This is a genomic window from Bradyrhizobium septentrionale (genome assembly GCF_011516645.4).
Classification (GTDB): Bacteria; Pseudomonadota; Alphaproteobacteria; order Rhizobiales; family Xanthobacteraceae; genus Bradyrhizobium; species Bradyrhizobium septentrionale.
Map to the genome: position 1 here is coordinate 7,188,189 of NZ_CP088285.1, position 18,755 is coordinate 7,206,943.

Sequence of the window (18,755 nt, forward strand, 5' to 3'; positions counted from 1 at the left end):
ACTAGTAAGAAGGGCGATCCGGAACCTGGCCGTCGGGTGCGAGGTCGCCGAACCGAGTCACGCTGGCCTCGAAGTGCAGGTCGACCGTGCCGGTCGGGCCGTGGCGCTGCTTGCCGATGATGACTTCGGCCTTGCCATGGGCGAGGTCCATGTCCATCTGCCACTTCTCGTATTCCGGCGTACCCGCGCGCGGCTCCTTGTTGGCGAGGTAATATTCCTCGCGATACACGAAGATCACGACGTCGGCGTCCTGCTCGATCGAACCGGACTCACGCAGGTCGGAGAGCTGCGGCCGCTTGTCTTCGCGGTTTTCGACCTGACGCGACAGCTGCGACAGCGCGATGATCGGGACGTTCAACTCCTTGGCCAGCGCCTTCAAATTGGTGGTGATCTCGGTGATTTCCTGTACGCGGTTGTCGTTGCCCTTCTTGCCCGAGCCCTGCAACAGCTGGATGTAGTCGATCACGATCAGGTCGAGACCCTTCTGCCGCTTGAGCCGCCGCGCCCGCGCGGTGAGCTGCGAGATCGAGAGGCCGCCGGTTTCGTCGACGTAGAACGGCAGCGATTGCAACTCGATCGAGCAGTCGCGGATCTTCTCGAAATCGAGCTCGGAGATGCCGCCGCGGCGGATCGAGCTCGATGGGATGCCGGAGCGTTCGGCGAGAATACGGGTGGCGAGCTGCTCGCCGCTCATTTCGCAGGAGAAGAAGCCGACCGCGCCGCCGTTGATCGCCTTGGTGGTACCGTCCGCCTGCACCTCACCCTCATAGGCCCTGGCGACATTGTAGGCGATGTTGGTGGCAAGCGATGTCTTGCCCATGCCGGGACGGCCGGCAAGGATGATGAGGTCGGAGGATTGCAAGCCGCCCATCTTGGCGTCGAGGTCGCGCAGGCCGGTCGAGATGCCGGACAATTTGCCGTCGCGCTGAAACGCCTTCGCCGCCATGTCGACGGCGACAGTGAGTGCCTGCGCGAAGCGCTGGAAGCCGCCATCGTAGCGGCCGGTTTCGGCGAGGCTGTAGAGCTGCCGCTCGGCATCCTCGATCTGCGCGCGCGGGGCAAAGTCGACCGGCGCGTCGAACGCGACGTTGACGATGTCCTCGCCGATCCGGATCAGGTCGCGACGCAGGCTGAGATCATAGACGGTACGTCCGTAATCCTGCGCGTTGATGATGGTGGTCGCTTCGGCAGCGAGCCGCGCCAGGTATTGGCTGATCGTCATGCCGCCGATGTCGGTATCGGCCGGCAGGAACGTCTTCAGGGTCACGGGGGTCGCGACCTTGCCCATCCGGATCAGGGAACTGGCGGTCTCGTAGATCGTCTGATGCAGCGGCTCGAAGAAATGCTTCGGCTCCAGGAAGTCGGAGACGCGGTAGAACGCGTCATTGTTGACCAGGATCGCGCCCAGAAGACTCTGTTCCGCTTCGATGTTGTGCGGCGCACTCCGATAGGTCGGGGACGCGGCGTCGGGCGCGAGCTTGTGGACGTTCGAATCAATCAAGGCCATGGACAAGCTTATTCTTCTGATTTCGTCGTTACTGCGATTTTCGGATGCGGGGCGGCGATCAAGCGCCAGCCCGGCACGAAGCGAAAGGACGGATGTGCCTTATGCACGATTCACACAACGCGATGTGTGAATCCGCCACGGCCGGATGCATTCCGCTTGACGGGGTTTTGCCCGAAACCGGGGGGGAGCGCGGCCGATCAGGGATGTCGTTGGTAAAAATTCGACGCGGCCTGAACCTTTTGCCGGGCTGCCGCGCCCAATCCGAAGCGAAGTCGCTGCTGGCCCCGGTTCCTCAGACCAGAATGAGGAAAGCCAGTGCGATCAAGGCGGCCGCCACGCCGGTTGCGATCAGCGCGTAGTCGGTCACGAGGTCGCGCTGCGGGTCCAACATCGTCTGGTGCGTTTCTCGGGTCATTCCGGACCACTACGACAGACCGGAACGGACTTCTGTGAAGCAGATCACACCTGGCGCACTTTCTTTGCGTCAGGATCGCGGGAACGACCCGGCGGATTCCGGGTTGTATTCGCTCAGGGAAGATACGGGGTCCATGGCTCACGAGTTTCAGACAGCGCGATTCCAGATCGGCCGGGCAGGTGGCACGGACCGCCGCTGGCTGGCGGCGCTTGTCGAGGCCATGGAGCAGGCGGCGCGTCCGGAGGTCCGGAGTGTTCCCTGCGATGCCAGTCTGATCGCGGCCGCTGCCGCCCATCTGGCGCGTCCGGCCCCGACCTTCGCCCATTGCGGCTCGGCCTACAGCCTGCGCAACTAGCAGATAGCGTTCCTTCAGACTTATTCGCCGGCGAGTTGCAGCCGGGGCTTGGCGGCGCCGGCTTCCCTAAGCCGCAGCCGGGCTTCCTCATGCCCGATATAGTCGCGGGTCATCGGGACCACGCCCTGACGCTTGGTCAGCTGCAGCTGGAAGTTCATCATGTTCTGCACCCGGAACGACATCTCCGAGGCCGCCAGATAGAATTCCCACATCCGGGCGAAGGTCTCGTCGTACAGCCGCACCGCCTCCTCGCGGCGCGCCATGAAGCGCTCACGCCACGCCTTCAGCGTCTCGGCGTAGTGCAGGCGCAGGATCTCCATGTCGCAGATCAGCAGGCCGGCCTTCTCGATGGCCGGCATGACCTCGGACAGCGCTGGAATGTAGCCGCCGGGGAAGATGTATTTGCGGATCCAGGGGCTGGTGACATCGGGCCCGGTCGAGCGGCCGATCGAATGCAGCATCATCACGCCGTCGTCGCTCAAGAGTTCGGCGCACCGCTTGAAGAAGGTTTCATAGTAGGTGACCCCCACATGCTCGAACATGCCGACCGAGACGATGCGGTCGAACGGGCCGGGGATGTCGCGGTAGTCCTCGAGCAGGAAACGCGCCGAATTCGACAGGTTCCGCTCCGCCGCCCGGGCGTTCGAAATCTGCAGCTGCTCGGTCGACAGCGTGACGCCGGTGACGTCGGCGCCGCTCATCTCGGCGAGATAGAGCCCAAGCCCACCCCAGCCGGAGCCGATGTCGAGGATGCGGTCACCGGGCCTGATCAGGAGTTTTGCGGCGAGGTGGCGCTTCTTGGCGAGCTGGGCATCGTCCAGCGTCGCGTCCGGAGTCTCGAAATAGGCGCAGCTGTATTGCTTGTCCGCGTCAAGGAACAGGGAATAGAGGCGGCCGTCGAGATCGTAATGGCTGGCAACATTGCTCCTGGAGCGGCCGCGCACATTGATCTGCTGGGCCCGCCGTCCAAGGAAACGCACCCAGGCCTGCAGCCTGGCAAAGTTCGGCAGCATCGCCGCCTGGCCCATCAGGACAGACAGCACCTCGGCGATGGTGCCTTGTTCCACCACGAACGTACCGTCCATGAAGGCTTCGCCGAGATAGAGCTCGGGATCGACCAGGACGCGCACTTCAGCCGCCCGGGTCATGAAGCGCGCGGCAACCGGGACGCCGGTGCCGTCACCGCAGATGAATTGAGCGCCGCTCGCGGTCGTGAACGTGATCGAGCCGCGGCGGATGAAGCGCCCGAAGAAGAATCGCAACAATCGGTCCATCGAAACACCAACGGAACGGCAAGCTGCACACCGACACCACCGGAGCTGATCACTCCAATGTGTCCCCATCCTCAACATAGGCAGGGAATTAAAAGCCGCTATTGCGTTGTGGTCAAAGCCGATATTCCAAAATGTGACAATTGCGTGGATGCGTCATGCGCGCGCTTCCATTCGCGTGATAATCGGCTAAAAGGTCACCGCCGCGGCCGATCCATGAGGCTCATGCGGCGATTTTTCCGGAATCTGGAGACTTAAGGAATGTTGAGCCGAGCCCTCAGTCTGGCGACGGTGACGCTTCTGATTGGCTGCCTGTCAGCCGTATCGGCGCAAGCGCAAAACCTCGAGGCCGGCAAAAGCCCCTCCCAGATCTTCGCAAACACCTGCACAGCCTGCCACAAGAGCCCGCGCGGCCTGCTGAAGACCGTGCCGGCCGGTTCGCTGCCGGGCTTCCTGCGCCAGCACTACACGACATCAAGCGACATGGCCGGGGTGCTTTCATCCTTTCTGATTTCGAACGGCGCCAACGACCCCCGCTACCAGGCCAAGGATCAGCCCAAGGGGGCCAAAGGCGGCAGGGAAGGCCGGCAGGAGGCGAACCAGCCGGAGCAGCCGGCTGAGCGTCCGTCGCGCCGCCAGCATCAGGGTGCTGCGCCGGAGGAAGGCGCCAAGGAAGCGTCGAAGCCCGACGCGGACGGTCTGACGCCGGCCCCAGGTGAAGGACGCCATCGCGGCAGGCGGATGGCGCGCCCGAGCGAGGCGCCGGAGGGCGTCAAGCCGGAGGACGGCCAGACCCCGCAGGCCGCGGGCGAGGGCAAGCCATCGCGCCAGAAGCACGGCCGTCGCGGCAAGCCGGTCGACGAGCCCAAGTCCGACGAGGCGCCCAAGGGAGAGGCGAAGGGCGCGGCGACGGGCGACGAGCCGAAGGCCCAGTCCGCCGTCAAGCACGAGGACAAGGGTGAGACTGAGAAGCCGGCGAAGCCCGCTAGCGAGCCTGACACGGCCAAGGTCGATGCGCCCAAGAGCAGCGGCGAGCCGGCCGCGGCGCGGCCCGATCCGGTTCCGCAGGTGTCGCCGGCGGCGCCCGCCGCTTCGTCATCACCCGAGCCCGCTGCAGCCGCGTCTCCCGCTCCGGCGCCCGCCGCACCGCCGGTGACCGCGACGGCGCCGCCGCCACCACCGCCCCCGACGACGCCGGGCTCCGGTCCACCGGAAGCTCCGACCTCGAGGTAATTGCCAACGCCGGGCCGCGAGGTCCGGCGTTATCGTTTGACAGTCATTAGAGCAAGACTCTAGAGTAACAGTCTAGTCGGGAGGGAGACAGGTTGACCACGGCGCGCGAAGATCTGCTGGCGGCGGGACTGGCGGTGTTCGACCGCGACGGTTTCGAGGGCGCCACGGTGGCCGAGATCCGCTCCCGGGCGCGCGCCTCCAACGGCAGCTTCTTCCATTTCTTCGCCTCCAAGAAGCAGCTCGCCGGAACCCTGTTCCTGGAGATCCTGCAGGCCTATCACGCCGCGATCATCACCTCGGTCGACGCCAGATGCGGCGCCGCCGAGGGCGTCGCGCGGCTGATCCACGCCCATCTCGATTGGGTCGTGACCTTCAGGCGCGAGGCGCGCTTCCTGTTCGAGATTTCGCGCAACGAGTGGGGCGAGGAGGTGCGCGGCGCGCAGCGCACCGAGAATTCGCGGCTCGCTGACGGCATCGAGCGCTGGCGCGCGCCGCTGCTCGCGCGCGGCGAGTTGCTGCCGATGAGCGCCACGCTGTTCTTCAGCCAGATCATCGGGCCGGCGCAGATCTTCTGCCGCGCCTATCTGTCGGGCCGCCATCAGAGCGATCCGCGCGAACAGGTCGAGACGCTGATCGCCTGCGCGATCCGCGCGGTGGTGGCGCCGGGGGCGCCGGAGCGAGCAGGAGGGACGTCATGAGCGAGACCGATCCGGACTTTGCGCCGATCGCGACGCGGATCCGCGACAATGTCGGCCGTCAGGGATTCATGGGGCTGGTTGGCGCCGAAGTGGCGGAGCTGTCGCGCGGCACCTGCACGCTCGCGGTCGACCGGCGGCCGGAGCTGCTGCAGCAGCACGGCCTGTTTCACGGCGGGGTGACGGCCTTCCTGGTCGACAACGCCACCACGATCGCGGCGGCGACGTCGCGCGGCCAGCCGGCGCTGACGGCGGAGTACAAGCTGAACCTGCTGTCGCCGGCGTCGGGCGATCGCCTGATCTGCCGGGCGCGGGTGATCAAGCCGGGACGTCAGGTCGCCGTCGTTGCGGCCGACGTGTTCTGCATCATCGACGGCAAGGAGAAGCACACCGCGACAGCACTGGCGTCGATCGCGATGCTCGACGATCAGGCGGCGGCACGAATCCAAAGCCCGGCCTGATTAAGGCCGGGCTTCAGTCGGTGGAGTGATGAAGAGAAGCTTACTTCTCTTCGGCCGCCGGGGCCGGCTCGGCTTCGTCGTGCTGGGCTTCCGGATCGAAGAACTCGCCGGCGGCGGCGATCGCCTCGGCGGCAGCGTCCTGGTCTTCCTGGCGGGTCGAGATGTCCTCGCCGCGCTTGATCCGATCGGCCTCTTCGGCGGAGCGGGCGACCGTCACGGTGACGCTGGTCTCGACCTCGGGGTGAACCGCGATCGTCACCTTCTGCTTGCCGATCGTCTTGATCGGCGAGTCGAGCCAGACCTGCGGACGGGCAACCGTGACGCCGTCGGCGGCCAGCGCAACGACGATGTCGCGCACCGTGACCGAGCCGAACAGCTGGCCGGATTCGGAGGCCTGGCGGATGATGACGATGTCGCGGTCGTCGATCTTCTCGGCGACCACGGCGGCTTCGCCCTTGGCCTTGATGTTGTTGGCCTCGAGCTCGGCCTTCATGCCGTCATACTTGGCGCGGTTCGCGTCGGTGGCGCGCAGCGCCTTTCCGCGCTTCAGCAAGAAGTTGCGGGCGAACCCGTCCTTGACGCGCACGACTTCGCCCATCTGGCCAAGCTTGGCGACGCGTTCGAGCAGAATGACTTCCATTTTCGTTCTCCTTTAGATGCAAAGTATCGGGTTGAAGTGGTTGGATCGAATGTCACGCCACCGGCAAAGGCGGCGGTCTTGTTTGCAGATAGCGCTGGCGCAGTCCGAACACGGCGTCGGCGATGCCGAGCGCGAACATCGCCACGATTGGCCAGCCGAACATGACGACGACCGCATAGACGCCGCCGAGCCAGAAACCGCGATTGGTGAGCGACAGCGTCAGGGTGTGCAAAACGGCGAAGCCGACGAGCGCATAGGCGATTACGAGCGCCGCGGTGACGATCTGCGCCAGCAGCGCAAGCATGCCGCCGACGAAGCTGACTGCTACCGCCACCGACAGCGCGACCAGCGTCATGGCGGGGAGCGCGGTGGTTCGGAAATCCGGCCACGGTCGATTCAGCCGACCGGAGGTTTGTGCGATCTTGCCGGCGAGCCACAGGCTCAGCGTCAGCGTGACCATCGCGAGGATTGTTGCGGCGAGGGGCGCGAGGATCACCAGCATGTCGACCAATCGTTCGATCTCACCGCTTGGCAGCCCTTCGCCAGCGCTCAGCACCTTGAGCAGGCCTCGCCGCAAAGTACCGGTGATTGTGTCGGCATCCGAGCCGAGCGTGAGCAGCGCGGCGGTCGTGGTGATGATGGCGAAGGCCGCGACCCAGAGCAGGATACGGCCGACGGGGTACCATTCGAGCGCGGGCGGCTGCTGGGCTATGCTGTCGCCGGCTGCGCCCGCGATCGGCCGTCCGAGCAGCGCGAGGTGGCCGAGCCACCAGCCGGGCAGGGCGACCATCATGGCAAACGCGATGCAATAGGGAAGTCCGAAGATAGCGCCGAGAACGGTGGCGGCAGCGACGCCGCCGATGGCCGCGGCAAGCGGTCCCCAAGCGAGTGCCGACACCATCAGCGGCAGCGGCGCAAGAAAATACAGCAACAACGAGATCAGCGCGCCCGAACTGATCGAGGCGAACATCAGCGCCGACGCGGCGCCGGCTGCAAGTGCAACGATGAGTATAGCTATCATCAGCTGTCCCGCTCCTTTCGAGCGGTTAGAGGCGCTCTGTCGAGAACCCCAACCATCGGCGACCGGACGACCCGGAAGCCTTATGAGAATAAGCGGCCGGCGGCGCGTGCCGCCGGCCGGAAACAATTACCTGATAACGTAGGGCAGCAGGCCGAGGAAACGCGCGCGCTTGATGGCGCGGGCGAGCTCACGCTGCTTCTTGGCGGACACGGCCGTGATGCGGCTCGGCACGATCTTGCCGCGCTCGGAGACGTAACGCATCAGCAGCTTGGAATCCTTGTAGTCGATCTTCGGCGCATTCGCGCCCGTGAACGGGCAGGACTTGCGGCGACGGAAAAACGGACGGCGGGCACCAGCATCAGCCATGATTCATTACTCCTCGGTCGCAGCTTCTTCTTCGCGCGGACGGCGCGGGCCACGGTCGCCACGGAAACCACCCTCGCGGTCGCCACGGAAGCCGCCTTCGCGGTCGCCGCGGAAGCCGCCGCCACGGTCATCGCGCTCGCGATCACGGTCGGCCTTGCGCATCATTGCGGACGGGCCTTCCTCGTGCTCTTCGACGCGCACGGTGAGATAGCGGATGACGTCTTCGTTGATCCGCTCCTGGCGCTCGATCTCGGTGACGACAGCCGACGGTGCGTCGATGTTCATCAGCACGAAATGCGCCTTGCGGTTCTTGTTCATGCGGTAGGTGAGGGAGCGCACGCCCCAGCTCTCGGTCTTGGTGACCTTGCCGCCGCCCTGTTCGACGATCCCCGTCATCTGGGCCGTCAGCTCATCCACCTGCTGGGTGCTCGCATCCTGACGCGCGAGAAAAACATGCTCGTAAAGAGGCATGGTTGTCCTTTCCTGTGTTGGCGCGGGTTTCCGGCGACAAGCCCTTCGAGACCTTCGGAAAGGACTCGAGCTGCTCAGAAGGCGGGAGCACGGGACGACGGGCCGACTGGCCCTGCCACATCAAAATCAACGGGTGAATTTGCTGAGACCGTCCGTTCAGCTCCCGGCCGGAGCCCACGAATGGCGCGCTTTATACGGATTTTGGCCGCGAAGGCAAGGGTTGTCGTCCCTCGGATTTCGCGAGGAGGCGGGCCCTCCATCGCTCCATAGCCGACTTTCGCAGTTCCATGTTGATTTCTTTGTTTGTATATCATACAAACATCTCCGGGAGGACGATCAATGGGTTCGGAGACCGCCAGCGGCATGTCCGCGTCCGATCCGAAGCACGCCGTCCGCGCGACACGGTCGGCGGGGTGCAAGATGCGCTCGCTGCTGCTCGATGCCGCCAGCCGCCTGTTCAAGGAGCGCGGGCTCTCGGGCACGTCGATCTCCGATATCGCCGCAGCCGCCGACGCCTTTCCGAGCCAGATCACCTATTACTTCCGCACCAAGGAGGCGCTGTTCGTCGAAGCCGCCAGCCGCGACATGCTTTATCTGGCGCGCGCGACCGAGCAGGCTGCGCTGCAGGCCCAGACGCCGCGGGAGTACACGCACGCTTTGGCCGAGACCGTGACGGCGACCGACACGGTCGCCTTCTTCGCCGAGGCTTTGACGCTGACGCGGCGTCGGCAGGATCTCGCGCCGCTGGTCGAGCGCACCATCGAACGTCTGCACAGCGAAGGCGCGCGCGCCTATGCGGGCCAGGTCGAGCGGCACGGCTGGCGCTCGCTGCGCGCCCCCGAAGAGAGCTCGCGGCGCTTCTGGGCGATTGCGATCGGCGTGATCGTCGAGGGCTTTGCCATGGGCCGCGGCTCCGAGGAGATGTGCCGCGAATTGCTGCGCGCGCTCGGCGAGCAGGCGACCGCAACATCGACGTCGGCCAATGATGGATCGCGCCTGCGCCTGGTCGGCGATCGCGACAATTCACCCTCCACGGACGGGGAGACCAGCTCATGACCGCGCTTCGTATGCGTGCCCGCGATTTTCTCACCGAGGACGAACTGGTGGCGGTCCGTGAGCGCACCACGTGGAAGGGCGCAGCCCTGATCGTGCATGCCTGGGCCTTGATCCTGGGTGCGATCGCGCTGGTCGCGTGGTGGCCCAATCCGCTGACCTATCTGCTTGCAGTCGCGATCATCGGCTCGCGCCAGCTCGGGCTTGCGATCCTGATGCATGACGGCGCGCATGGCTGTCTCTCGGCGGACGAGAAGACCAATCTCACGCTGAGCCAATGGTTCTGTGCCTATCCGATCTTCGCCGAAACCCGCGGCTATCGCCGCTATCATTTGCAGCATCATGCGCGGACGCAGCAGGAGGACGATCCGGATCTCGTGCTGTCGGCGCCGTTTCCGATCACGAAGATGAGCTACCACCGGAAATTCTTCCGCGATATCACCGGACAGACCGGCTACCAGCAGCGCAAGGCGCAACTGCTCAACGCACTCGGGCCGAAGGACTGGCCGTTGTCGCAGCGTGCCGCGAATTTCTGGGACAAGCTCGGGCCGCAATGCGTCACCAATGCGCTGCTGTTCGCAGGCCTTGCCGCCGCCGGCGTGTGGTGGGCCTATCCGCTATTGTGGCTGGTGCCGCTCTTCACCTGGATGATGGTGATCACGCGGATCCGCAACATTGCCGAACATGCCGTCGTGCCCGACAGCTCCGATCCGTTGCGCAATACCCGCACCACGCGCGCCAATGTGGTCGAGCGGTTGTTCATCGCGCCGTACTACGTGAACTATCACCTCGAGCATCATTTGCTGTTCTACGTGCCCTGTTACAACCTGCCGCGCGTGCACGGCATCCTGAGCGGAAGCCGCTATGTCGACCGGATGGAGGTGCAGCCGGGCTACGCCGCCGTGCTGCGGCTTGCGACGGCTAGGCCCGCCCACGAGGATCGTCCGGGACAACTGGTCAACAGCGCCCGCCGGGCGAGGGCCGGCGCCGAGGTTAACGCCGACCAGAACGCGGGCGGGTTCTAGCCGGAAGCCCGTCCGGCATCCCCAGGGTTCCTCCGGCGCGGCTTGACATCGCGCCCCCCATCAGTGTCTTACGGCCCGGTCCAGGGCCGGGTGTGCGGCAGGGCCCGGACCCGCTGTGGCGCGTTTCGCGCGACGCGGATACCGTTTCCCCTGCGGCGGGCGCCAGCGCCTGCGCGGGGATCACGCTCAACAAGGTAGGGATCGCCGATGACGGCAGCATTTACGTTTCCCGGGCAGGGCTCGCAGGCGGTTGGCATGGGCAAGGCCCTGGCCGACGCCTTTCCGGTCGCCAAAGTGGTGTTCGACGAGGTCGATTCCGCGCTGGGCGAGAAGCTGACCGCGATCATCTGGGATGGTCCGGGCGAGACATTGCAACTGACGGAAAATGCCCAGCCGGCCCTGATGGCGGTCTCGATCGCCACCCTTCGCGTGCTCGAGAGCGAAGCCGGCTTCTCGGTCGGCCGCAACGCGGCCTTTGTCGCCGGGCACTCGCTCGGCGAGTATTCGGCCCTTGCCGCCGCCGGCAGCCTGACCGTCAGCGACACCGCGCGGCTGCTGCGCACCCGCGGGCTGGCGATGCAGAAGGCGGTGCCGGTCGGCGCCGGCGCGATGGCCGCGCTGCTCGGCCTCGATTACGAGGCGGCGGTGGCGGTCGCCAATGAGGCGGCGCAGGGCCAGGTCTGCCAGGCCGCCAACGACAATGGCGGCGGCCAGGTGGTGGTCTCCGGCGACAAGGCCGCCGTCGACCGCGCGGTCGAGATCGCCAAGACCAAGGGGGCAAAGCGCGCGATGCTGCTGCCGGTGTCGGCGCCGTTTCACTGCAAGCTGATGCAGCCGGCGGCCGATGCGATGGCCGAGGCGCTGTCCGGCGTCACGATCAAGGCGCCCGCGGCGCCGCTCGTCTCCAACGTGCTGGCCTCGGCGATCACCGATCCCGACGAGATCCGCCGCCGCCTGGTCGAACAGGTCACGGGCACGGTGCGCTGGCGCGAGTCGGTCGCCTATATGGCTGGACTGGGCGTGACGCGGTTCTTCGAGATCGGCGCCGGCAAGGTGCTGAGCGGCCTCGTCAAGCGCATCGCCGATGGCGCGGTCGGCGTGTCCGTCAGCGGCCCGAACGATATTGCTGCGGCCAAGGACGCGCTTGCAGCTTCGGCTTGAAGCAGCCGGGAGGAGAATTCGATGTTTGATCTGACTGGCAAGACGGCGCTCGTCACGGGCGCAACCGGCGGCATCGGCGGCGCGATCGCGCAGGCGCTGCACGCGCAGGGCGCGACGGTCGCGATTTCGGGGACGCGGCGCGAGGTGCTGGACGGCTTTGCGGCCAAGCTCGGCGAGCGCGTGCACGTGCTGCCGTGCAATCTCTCCAGCAAGGATGATGTCGAGGCCTTGGTGCCCGCAGCGGAAGCTGCGATGGGCCAGGTCGACATCCTGATCGCGAACGCCGGCATCACCCGCGACAATCTGTTCGTGCAGTTGCGCGACGAGGATTGGGACGACGTGATTGCGGTCAACCTGACCGCGACATTCCGCCTCGCGCGCGCGGCGACCAAATTGATGATGCGCAAGCGCTTCGGCCGCATCATCGCGATCACCTCGATCGTCGGCGTCACCGGCAATCCGGGGCAGGGCAACTACACCGCCTCGAAGGCCGGCATCATCGGCCTGATCAAGACGCTCGGTGCCGAATACGCCAAGCGCGGCGTGACCGCCAACTGCATCGCGCCGGGTTTCATCAAGACGCCGATGACGGATGCGCTCAACGACAAGCAGCGCGAAACTATCCTGGCGAAGGTTCCTGCGGCGCGGCTTGGAACGCCCGAGGACATCGCTGCGGCGGCGGTCTATCTGGCCTCGAACGAGGCTGCCTACGTCACCGGACAGACCATTCACGTCAACGGCGGGATGGCGATGATTTGAGCTGCTGACTGGCTCTCGCAATGCGGCGAAAAGCCGTTTTCGGGAGCCGGTTCAGGCGTGTAGTCAAGGCTTGGGAAGTATGATAGCTGAACCCCCCATGGATGGGCAAAGAACGCCATTGCAGGATTTTGAAACCCTGTATATTGGCGTGGCGACGCCTGCCGTTCGCCGGGGCTTTAGTCGGCTACGACCGGGCCGAATCAAGACTATGCGCGACTGAGTAATCGAGACGACCACGATGGCTCGTATCGTCTTGGGGTCGGGTCCAATGGAACAACGAGGTTGAACGATGAGTGAGATTGGCGAGCGGGTTAAGAAGATTGTGGTCGAGCACCTTGGTGTCGAACCCGAGAAGGTGGTCGATGGCGCGAGCTTCATCGATGACCTCGGCGCCGACAGCCTCGACACGGTCGAGCTCGTGATGGCCTTCGAAGAAGAATTCGGTTGCGAGATTCCCGACGACGCGGCGGAGACGATTCTCACCGTCGGCGACGCGACCAAGTTTCTCGAGAAGAACGCGAAGAGCTGACGCCGATCGCGGAGTTGATGGAGCCGGACGGACCGCGGTTGAGCGGTCCCCCGGTTTCTTACTATTAGCCGCCCATTGCTGGCCGGAGGCGTGGAAATGAGACGGGTTGTCGTCACGGGGCTGGGCATGCTTACACCGCTCGGCTGCGGCGTTGACGCAACCTGGGCGCGCATCCTCGCAGGCGAGAGCGGCGGCAAGAAGATCGACACGTTCGAAGTCTCCGACCTGCCGAGCCAGGTTGCCTGCTACATTCCGCGCGGCGACGGCACCAACGGCACCTTCAATCCCGATCAGTGGATGGAGCCGAAGGACCAGCGCAAGGTCGACGACTTCATCCTCTACGCGATGTGCGCCGCCAGGCAGGCGCTTGACGATGCCGATTGGCATCCGAAGTCCGATGAGGACCAGTTCGCCACCGGCACGATGATCGGCTCCGGCATCGGCGGCCTCACCGGCATCGCCGAGACTGCGGTGCTGCTGAAGGAGCGCGGACCGCGCAGGGTCTCTCCGTTCTTCATTCCGGGCCGCCTGATCAATCTGGCGTCCGGCTACGTCTCGATCGAGCACGGCCTGAAGGGGCCCAATCATGCGGTCGTCACGGCGTGCTCGACCGGTGCACATGCGGTCGGCGACGCGGCGCGGCTGATCGCGCTCGGCGATGCCGACGTGATGCTCGCGGGCGGCGCCGAATCGCCGATCTCCCGCATCGGCATCGCCGGCTTCTGCGCGGCGCGCGCGCTGTCCACCGGCTTCAACGATACCCCGCAAAAGGCATCGCGGCCGTACGACAAGGATCGCGACGGCTTCGTAATGGGCGAGGGCGCCGGCGTCCTCGTGCTCGAGGAATACGAGCATGCCAGGCAGCGCGGCGCGAAGATCTACGCCGAGGTCACCGGCTACGGCCTGTCGGGCGATGCCTTTCACATCACCTCGCCGCCGCCGGACGGCAATGGCGGCTTCCGCAGCATGAGCATGGCGCTGAAGCGCGCCGGCCTCGCGGCATCCGATCTCGACTACATCAATGCGCATGGCACCTCGACGCAGGTCGGCGACGAGATCGAGCTCGGCGCGGTCGAGCGTCTGCTCGGCAATGCGGCCTCGAAGGTTTCGATGTCGTCGACCAAGTCCGCGACCGGACATCTGCTGGGAGCGGCCGGCGCGATCGAGGCGATCTTCGCGGTGCTTGCGATTCGCGATAATGTGGTGCCGCCGACCATCAATCTCGACAACCCGTCGGTGCAAACGGCGATCGATCTTGTGCCACATACGTCGCGCAAGCGTGACGTCAATGTGGCGCTCTCCAATTCCTTCGGTTTCGGCGGCACCAACGCCTCCGTGATCGTGCAGCGCGTGACCAATTAGTAGGTCTTTAGAACTAGTCCACCGTTTTGCCGTATTCCGCGGTGACTCCTAATAGCGGGCGTATGCTATTGGCAGGGCAGGGGTTTGCCTGGCCACGATTCAACCGGCAGGATATTGGTTTGCATCGATGAGTGAGAGGCCGCCCATTTCACCGAGGAGTCCACGTGCCGCGTTGGAGCCCGAACAGGTTCCGCCGCCGCCCAAGCGCTCGGATCGTGCCCGCAATCCCTTCGTGATCGTCGGCAATGCCATCTTCACCATCCTGATCATCCTGATGATCGGCGCGGGCGCTACATATTACTACGGCAAGCAGGCGCTGGAATCCCCGGGCCCGCTGCAGGAAGACAAGATCGTCAACATCCCCGCGCGCGCCGGCAAGCGCGACATCGCGGACGTGCTCTCGCGCGAGGGCGTCATCAATGTCAATCCGTGGGTCTTCATCGGCGGCGTGTTTGCGCTCAAGGCGAGCTCCGACCTCAAGCCCGGCGAATATTCGTTCCAGAAGAACGCCAGCCTGCGCGACGTCATCGCCACCATCGTCGACGGCAAGGTGGTGCAGCACGCCATCACGATTCCCGAAGGTCTGACCTCGGAGCAGATCGTGACGCGGCTCACCGACAACGACATCTTCACCGGCTCGGTGCGCGAGATTCCGCGCGAGGGTACGCTGCTGCCGGAGACCTACAAATTCCCGCGCGGCACCACGCGCGATCAGGTGATCCAGCGCCTGCAGCAGGCGCAGAAGCGCGTGCTTGCCGAAATCTGGGAGCGCCGCAATACCGACACGCCGCTGAAATCGCCGGACCAGCTGGTGACGCTGGCCTCGATCGTCGAGAAGGAAACCGGCCGCTCCGACGAGCGCAGCCGCGTCGCCGCCGTGTTCGTCAATCGCATGCGCCAGAAGATGAAGCTGCAGTCCGATCCGACCATCATCTACGGATTGGTGGGCGGCAAGGGCACGCTGGGGCGCCCGATCAAGCGCAGCGAGATCACGCAGCCGTCGCCCTACAACACCTATGTGATCGACGGCCTGCCGCCCGGACCGATCGCCAATCCCGGCCGCGCCTCGCTGGAGGCGACCGCCAATCCGGCGCGCACCCGCGACCTGTTCTTCGTTGCCGACGGAACCGGCGGCCACGCTTTTACCGAGACCTACGACCAGCACGCGAAGAACGTCGCCAAGCTGCGCGCCTCGGAGAAGCAGATCCAGAACGACACCGTCGAGCCCGCGGATGATCCGGCGCCGGCCGCCGTGGCGCCGGGCGCAGCCGACAACAACCCCACGGCGGCCACGCCGCCGAAGCCCACCAATCAGAAGAAGCCGCCGCGCAGCGGTCGCCAGGGCGCAGCCCAGCAGACCAATTCGCCGCCCGTCGTGCAGCGCTAAGGCCCGATGCGATTGGGCTGTATCGTCGTCGCGCTTTAGCTTCTTGTTTGGGCATGATCTTTCCGGAAAACCGCTTCACGCTTTTCCGGTTCATGCCCCAGCTCTGCATTTTCCGGGGGTGGACGTAATTCCACTTTCACGGAATCCGTTTTAAGGTCGCACCGGCTCCCCCCGAGTCTCGTTAGGCTCCGGGTGAGTGCCATATCCTTCTGTTGGAGAGTTTCACGCGATGGCGCTGTCGAGCATGACTGGCTTTGCCCGAAGCCATGGCGGAAGCGGTCCCTACACGTTCGAATGGGAGCTGAAATCGGTCAACGCCAAGGGCTTTGACCTGCGGCTGCGGATGCCGCCGGGCTGGGACGAACTGGAAGCCCTCGCCAAGAAGCGCGCCGGCGAGCTGCTGTCGCGCGGCACGGTCTACGCCAATCTTACCGTCAAGCGCACCGATGCGGCGCAGACCATCCGCATCAACGAGGACGTGCTGGCCGCCGTCGTGAAGGTCGCAGGTGAGCTCGCGCAGCGGATCGACGCGGTGGCGCCCAGCATCGATGGGCTGCTCGGCATCAAGGGCGTCATCGAGGTGGTCGAGCCTGACAGCAACGAGGACGAGGACAAGGCGGCACGCGAGGCGGCGGCGAAGGCGTTCGAGCAGGCGCTTAGCAGCCTCGTCGAGATGCGCCGCCGCGAAGGCGATGCGCTGGGCGCGATCCTGATGCAGCGGATGGACGAGATCGAGCGGCTCGCCAGGCGCGCCGAGGCGGCGCCCGGCCGCAAGCCCGATGCGATCAAGGCGCGGCTTGCCGAGCAGATCGCAGCGCTGCTGGAGACCTCCGATCGCTTCGATGCCGACCGGCTGAGCCAGGAGGCGATCCTGATCGCCACCAAGGCCGACATCCGCGAAGAGCTCGACCGCATCGCCTCCCACATCGCCCAGGCGCGCGAGATGATCGGCAAGGGCGGGCCGGTGGGACGGCGGCTCGACTTCCTCGCCCAGGAGTTCAACCGCGAGGTCAACACCTGCTGCTCGAAGTCGAACGACGTCGAATTGACCAATACCGGACTTGAGATGAAGAACGTGGTCGAGCAGTTCCGCGAACAGGTCCAGAATCTGGAGTGAATGATGACGGCGCAGGGTTTTGACGGCGTTGAGCGGCGCGGACTGATGTTCGTGCTGTCGTCGCCCTCGGGCGCCGGCAAGACGACGCTGTCGCGCATGCTGATCGAGCGCATGCCGGATTTGAAAATGTCGGTGTCGGCGACCACGCGCGCGAAACGGCCGGGCGAGGTCGAGGGCCGCGACTACTTCTTCGTCGACAAGGCGAAGTTCGAGGCGATGGCCAAGCAGGGCGAGCTCTTGGAATGGGCCACCGTGTTCGACAATCGCTACGGCACGCCACGCGCGCCGGTCGAGGTGGCGCTCGCGGCCGGCCAGGACGTGCTGTTCGACATCGATTGGCAGGGCACCCAGCAGTTGCGCGAGAAGGCGCGGGCCGACGTGGTCAGTGTCTTCATCCTGCCGCCGTCAGCCGCCGATCTCGAGAAGCGGCTGCATACCCGCGCGCAGGACTCGGAGGAGGTCATCCGCGGGCGGATGAACCGCGCCACCCATGAGCTGAGCCACTGGGCGGAGTACGATTACATCGTCGTCAACCAGAACGTCGACGACGCCTTCGCCGAGGTGCAGTCGATCCTGAAGGCCGAGCGTCTCAAGCGCGAGCGCCGCACCGGCCTCACCGAATTCGTGCGCGGCCTGCAGCGTCAGCTGGAGAAGTAGCTGACCGCGCTCGTGATGCGATCGCGGGGATCGCATCACGTCTTCATATCCTCGCTAGTTCGCCGCGCTGCGCGCCAGCCGCTGCAGCATGGCTGCGATCTGCTGGTTGTCTTGCTCCCTTTGATTCAGATCACGCGCGGTCTCGCCGCGCGGAGCCGGCGTCTCGGCACGGCGCGCCGCCGGCGTTTCGGCACGGCGCGCCGCCGGCGTTTCGGCGCGGCGCGGCACCGGTGTCTCGGAGCGGCGCGGCGCCGCCTCCGACAGGCGCAGCGGACGGTCCCGGCCGACCACGGACATCGGTGGCGCCGGCTCGGTGTGGAGTGAATCCCAGGGCGCGCGCCACTCCTCCTTGATCTCGTAAGGCGGCGTCCGCGTGCGCGTCAGGCCGAACACCAACGCGCTGACGAGGCCGGCCAGCGCCAGGGCGCCGACCATCACGATCAGCAGCATCTGCGTCGAGGACGACGATTTCTCCGCGGGCGCCTCGGCCGTGGCGGAGGCGGCAGGAGCGGGCGCGGCCGCCTGTTGCGGCGTTGTATCCGCCTGCGCGACCACGGTCGGCTGGTCTGCGGTGTGCCGGGTTCCGGCCATGCTCGACGAATCCAGCCACCTCGTGTTCACGGTTGACGGCTGGGCGGTTGCGTCGGGCGGCGCAGCAGACGCCGCCGGATCGGTTGCCGCCGCGCCGCCGGCCTGACCGGCACCAGGGCCTGCGACCGGCGCGGCCGCGGCCTGCGGCGAGGGCCATTCGGCATGTGCATCGGAGACCGATTTGCGCATCGCCGGCTGGGGCGTCGGCTTGGTCGGTGGCGGCGCCGCGTCGGCCGTCGCCGTGTCGGGCGCGGCGGCCGGCTGCTGCTGCGTGGTCGCGGTCTTGGCAGCCTTGTTCTTGGTCTCGTTCTTGGCCTCACCGAGATACCAGCACTTCTTCTTCGTGCGGTCGAGATGGTAGAACCAGTGCCTTCCCGCAGGCGCGGTTGCCTTGGGAGCGGACAGACAGGTGTCCGCCGTATTCGCGGTATTGGTGCTCGCCGTATTGGCGGCCGTCTGGGCCATGGCGCTGAAGCTGGCGCCGGCCAGGATGCTGGCGGCAAGCGCCGCAGCGAATTTCGCTGAACGATTTGACATACGCGTCCCCGGTATTCTTTTTTACGCAAACGCTGGTGACGCCAATCTCGGTAAAGAGTTGGGTCGCAATGCGCCGCAAATCCGGAACGGGTAGGGCTTAATTGGGGCTTGCGGCACCCCGCAATTGCGGCGCGCCGGTGGC

The 18,755-nt window shown here is 65.7% G+C and carries 21 protein-coding genes; 13 read left to right on the forward strand and 8 right to left on the reverse strand.

Features of this window, described 5'->3' with window-relative positions; all coding sequences use genetic code 11:
- Position 1: 1 nt before the first annotated feature.
- Entirely contained in the window at positions 2 to 1,507 is a 1,506-nt protein-coding gene (locus HAP48_RS35920; protein WP_166204517.1) for a replicative DNA helicase, read from the reverse strand.
- A 292-nt stretch (positions 1,508 to 1,799) separates the two neighbouring features.
- The gene (locus HAP48_RS50235; RefSeq protein WP_256372062.1) at positions 1,800 to 1,922 is read right to left on the reverse strand and encodes a hypothetical protein; all 123 of its coding nucleotides are present in this window, start codon (positions 1,920 to 1,922) and stop codon (positions 1,800 to 1,802) included.
- Between the two features lie 133 nt (positions 1,923 to 2,055).
- On the opposite strand from HAP48_RS50235, the gene HAP48_RS35925 reads away from it, so the two are divergent.
- The gene (locus HAP48_RS35925) at positions 2,056 to 2,277 is read left to right on the forward strand and encodes a hypothetical protein (protein WP_166204518.1); all 222 of its coding nucleotides are present in this window, start codon (positions 2,056 to 2,058) and stop codon (positions 2,275 to 2,277) included.
- A gap of 20 nt (positions 2,278 to 2,297) precedes the next feature.
- Here HAP48_RS35925 and HAP48_RS35930 read toward each other — a convergent pair whose 3' ends face one another.
- Positions 2,298 to 3,551: an SAM-dependent methyltransferase gene (locus tag HAP48_RS35930; protein ID WP_166204519.1), complete on the reverse strand. Its 1,254-nt coding sequence runs from the start codon at positions 3,549 to 3,551 to the stop codon at positions 2,298 to 2,300.
- Positions 3,552 to 3,809: 258 nt separating this feature from the next.
- Here HAP48_RS35930 and HAP48_RS35935 point away from each other — a divergent pair, with 258 nt between their 5' ends.
- The 3 genes from HAP48_RS35935 to HAP48_RS35945 all read left to right on the forward strand — a co-directional run bounded on the left by HAP48_RS35935 (position 3,810) and on the right by HAP48_RS35945 (position 5,937).
- The gene (locus HAP48_RS35935; protein WP_166204520.1) at positions 3,810 to 4,781 is read left to right on the forward strand and encodes a hypothetical protein; all 972 of its coding nucleotides are present in this window, start codon (positions 3,810 to 3,812) and stop codon (positions 4,779 to 4,781) included.
- A gap of 92 nt (positions 4,782 to 4,873) precedes the next feature.
- Positions 4,874 to 5,479, forward strand: a complete 606-nt coding sequence (locus HAP48_RS35940) for a TetR/AcrR family transcriptional regulator (RefSeq protein WP_166204521.1) — start codon at positions 4,874 to 4,876, stop codon at positions 5,477 to 5,479.
- Positions 5,476 to 5,937 carry a PaaI family thioesterase gene (locus HAP48_RS35945; RefSeq protein WP_166204522.1) on the forward strand — a complete coding sequence of 154 codons (462 nt, stop codon included), beginning with the start codon at positions 5,476 to 5,478 and terminating at the stop codon, positions 5,935 to 5,937. Before HAP48_RS35940 ends, HAP48_RS35945 begins: the two co-directional genes overlap by 4 nt.
- A 40-nt stretch (positions 5,938 to 5,977) precedes the next feature.
- On the opposite strand, the gene rplI is transcribed toward HAP48_RS35945, so the two are convergent.
- The 4 genes from rplI to rpsF all read right to left on the reverse strand — a co-directional run bounded on the left by rplI (position 5,978) and on the right by rpsF (position 8,435).
- Positions 5,978 to 6,577 carry a 50S ribosomal protein L9 gene (gene rplI / locus HAP48_RS35950; protein WP_166204523.1) on the reverse strand — a complete coding sequence of 200 codons (600 nt, stop codon included), beginning with the start codon at positions 6,575 to 6,577 and terminating at the stop codon, positions 5,978 to 5,980.
- Positions 6,578 to 6,629: 52 nt separating this feature from the next.
- Positions 6,630 to 7,598 carry a hypothetical protein gene (locus HAP48_RS35955; protein ID WP_166204524.1) on the reverse strand — a complete coding sequence of 323 codons (969 nt, stop codon included), beginning with the start codon at positions 7,596 to 7,598 and terminating at the stop codon, positions 6,630 to 6,632.
- A gap of 126 nt (positions 7,599 to 7,724) precedes the next feature.
- Positions 7,725 to 7,964 carry a 30S ribosomal protein S18 gene (gene rpsR / locus HAP48_RS35960; RefSeq protein WP_016844287.1) on the reverse strand — a complete coding sequence of 80 codons (240 nt, stop codon included), beginning with the start codon at positions 7,962 to 7,964 and terminating at the stop codon, positions 7,725 to 7,727.
- Positions 7,965 to 7,970: 6 nt separating this feature from the next.
- Positions 7,971 to 8,435 (reverse strand): 30S ribosomal protein S6, encoded by a 465-nt coding sequence (gene rpsF / locus HAP48_RS35965; protein ID WP_029083529.1) that lies wholly within the window; start codon positions 8,433 to 8,435, stop codon positions 7,971 to 7,973.
- A 339-nt stretch (positions 8,436 to 8,774) separates the two neighbouring features.
- Here rpsF and HAP48_RS35970 point away from each other — a divergent pair, with 339 nt between their 5' ends.
- From HAP48_RS35970 to gmk, 9 genes are all read left to right on the forward strand, one after another.
- The gene (locus HAP48_RS35970; protein ID WP_166204525.1) at positions 8,775 to 9,491 is read left to right on the forward strand and encodes a TetR/AcrR family transcriptional regulator C-terminal domain-containing protein; all 717 of its coding nucleotides are present in this window, start codon (positions 8,775 to 8,777) and stop codon (positions 9,489 to 9,491) included.
- Entirely contained in the window at positions 9,488 to 10,513 is a 1,026-nt protein-coding gene (locus HAP48_RS35975; RefSeq protein ID WP_166204526.1) for a fatty acid desaturase family protein, read from the forward strand. Before HAP48_RS35970 ends, HAP48_RS35975 begins: the two co-directional genes overlap by 4 nt.
- 207 nt (positions 10,514 to 10,720) lie before the next feature.
- A complete protein-coding gene (gene fabD / locus HAP48_RS35980; RefSeq protein WP_166204527.1) occupies positions 10,721 to 11,674 on the forward strand; it encodes an ACP S-malonyltransferase in 954 nt (317 codons plus the stop codon).
- Between the two features lie 21 nt (positions 11,675 to 11,695).
- Positions 11,696 to 12,433, forward strand: a complete 738-nt coding sequence (gene fabG / locus HAP48_RS35985; protein ID WP_024581467.1) for a 3-oxoacyl-[acyl-carrier-protein] reductase — start codon at positions 11,696 to 11,698, stop codon at positions 12,431 to 12,433.
- Between the two features lie 289 nt (positions 12,434 to 12,722).
- Positions 12,723 to 12,962, forward strand: a complete 240-nt coding sequence (locus HAP48_RS35990) for an acyl carrier protein (RefSeq protein ID WP_011441358.1) — start codon at positions 12,723 to 12,725, stop codon at positions 12,960 to 12,962.
- A gap of 96 nt (positions 12,963 to 13,058) precedes the next feature.
- The gene (gene fabF, locus HAP48_RS35995) at positions 13,059 to 14,324 is read left to right on the forward strand and encodes a beta-ketoacyl-ACP synthase II (protein WP_166204528.1); all 1,266 of its coding nucleotides are present in this window, start codon (positions 13,059 to 13,061) and stop codon (positions 14,322 to 14,324) included.
- Between the two features lie 127 nt (positions 14,325 to 14,451).
- Positions 14,452 to 15,711 carry an endolytic transglycosylase MltG gene (gene mltG, locus HAP48_RS36000; RefSeq protein ID WP_166204529.1) on the forward strand — a complete coding sequence of 420 codons (1,260 nt, stop codon included), beginning with the start codon at positions 14,452 to 14,454 and terminating at the stop codon, positions 15,709 to 15,711.
- 229 nt (positions 15,712 to 15,940) lie between these two features.
- Positions 15,941 to 16,828, forward strand: a complete 888-nt coding sequence (locus HAP48_RS36005; protein WP_166204530.1) for a YicC/YloC family endoribonuclease — start codon at positions 15,941 to 15,943, stop codon at positions 16,826 to 16,828.
- A gap of 3 nt (positions 16,829 to 16,831) precedes the next feature.
- Entirely contained in the window at positions 16,832 to 17,485 is a 654-nt protein-coding gene (gene gmk / locus HAP48_RS36010) for a guanylate kinase (protein ID WP_175612255.1), read from the forward strand.
- A gap of 54 nt (positions 17,486 to 17,539) precedes the next feature.
- On the opposite strand, the gene HAP48_RS36015 is transcribed toward gmk, so the two are convergent.
- Entirely contained in the window at positions 17,540 to 18,613 is a 1,074-nt protein-coding gene (locus HAP48_RS36015; RefSeq protein ID WP_166204532.1) for a hypothetical protein, read from the reverse strand.
- Positions 18,614 to 18,755: the final 142 nt, after the last annotated feature.

What these genes read in the sequence shown, in the direction of transcription:
- HAP48_RS35920 (WP_166204517.1), bottom strand. Translation starts at nt 1,507, where the DNA reads ATGGCCTTGATTGATTCGAACGTCCACAAGCTCGCGCCCGACGCCGCG.
- HAP48_RS50235 (WP_256372062.1), bottom strand. Translation starts at nt 1,922, where the DNA reads ATGACCCGAGAAACGCACCAGACGATGTTGGACCCGCAGCGCGACCTC.
- HAP48_RS35925 (WP_166204518.1), top strand. Translation starts at nt 2,056, where the DNA reads ATGGCTCACGAGTTTCAGACAGCGCGATTCCAGATCGGCCGGGCAGGT.
- HAP48_RS35930 (WP_166204519.1), bottom strand. Translation starts at nt 3,551, where the DNA reads ATGGACCGATTGTTGCGATTCTTCTTCGGGCGCTTCATCCGCCGCGGC.
- HAP48_RS35935 (WP_166204520.1), top strand. Translation starts at nt 3,810, where the DNA reads ATGTTGAGCCGAGCCCTCAGTCTGGCGACGGTGACGCTTCTGATTGGC.
- HAP48_RS35945 (WP_166204522.1), top strand. Translation starts at nt 5,476, where the DNA reads ATGAGCGAGACCGATCCGGACTTTGCGCCGATCGCGACGCGGATCCGC.
- rplI (WP_166204523.1), bottom strand. Translation starts at nt 6,577, where the DNA reads ATGGAAGTCATTCTGCTCGAACGCGTCGCCAAGCTTGGCCAGATGGGC.
- HAP48_RS35955 (WP_166204524.1), bottom strand. Translation starts at nt 7,598, where the DNA reads ATGATAGCTATACTCATCGTTGCACTTGCAGCCGGCGCCGCGTCGGCG.
- rpsR (WP_016844287.1), bottom strand. Translation starts at nt 7,964, where the DNA reads ATGGCTGATGCTGGTGCCCGCCGTCCGTTTTTCCGTCGCCGCAAGTCC.
- rpsF (WP_029083529.1), bottom strand. Translation starts at nt 8,435, where the DNA reads ATGCCTCTTTACGAGCATGTTTTTCTCGCGCGTCAGGATGCGAGCACC.
- HAP48_RS35970 (WP_166204525.1), top strand. Translation starts at nt 8,775, where the DNA reads ATGGGTTCGGAGACCGCCAGCGGCATGTCCGCGTCCGATCCGAAGCAC.
- HAP48_RS35975 (WP_166204526.1), top strand. Translation starts at nt 9,488, where the DNA reads ATGACCGCGCTTCGTATGCGTGCCCGCGATTTTCTCACCGAGGACGAA.
- fabD (WP_166204527.1), top strand. Translation starts at nt 10,721, where the DNA reads ATGACGGCAGCATTTACGTTTCCCGGGCAGGGCTCGCAGGCGGTTGGC.
- fabG (WP_024581467.1), top strand. Translation starts at nt 11,696, where the DNA reads ATGTTTGATCTGACTGGCAAGACGGCGCTCGTCACGGGCGCAACCGGC.
- HAP48_RS35990 (WP_011441358.1), top strand. Translation starts at nt 12,723, where the DNA reads ATGAGTGAGATTGGCGAGCGGGTTAAGAAGATTGTGGTCGAGCACCTT.
- fabF (WP_166204528.1), top strand. Translation starts at nt 13,059, where the DNA reads ATGAGACGGGTTGTCGTCACGGGGCTGGGCATGCTTACACCGCTCGGC.
- mltG (WP_166204529.1), top strand. Translation starts at nt 14,452, where the DNA reads ATGAGTGAGAGGCCGCCCATTTCACCGAGGAGTCCACGTGCCGCGTTG.
- HAP48_RS36005 (WP_166204530.1), top strand. Translation starts at nt 15,941, where the DNA reads ATGGCGCTGTCGAGCATGACTGGCTTTGCCCGAAGCCATGGCGGAAGC.
- gmk (WP_175612255.1), top strand. Translation starts at nt 16,832, where the DNA reads ATGACGGCGCAGGGTTTTGACGGCGTTGAGCGGCGCGGACTGATGTTC.
- HAP48_RS36015 (WP_166204532.1), bottom strand. Translation starts at nt 18,613, where the DNA reads ATGTCAAATCGTTCAGCGAAATTCGCTGCGGCGCTTGCCGCCAGCATC.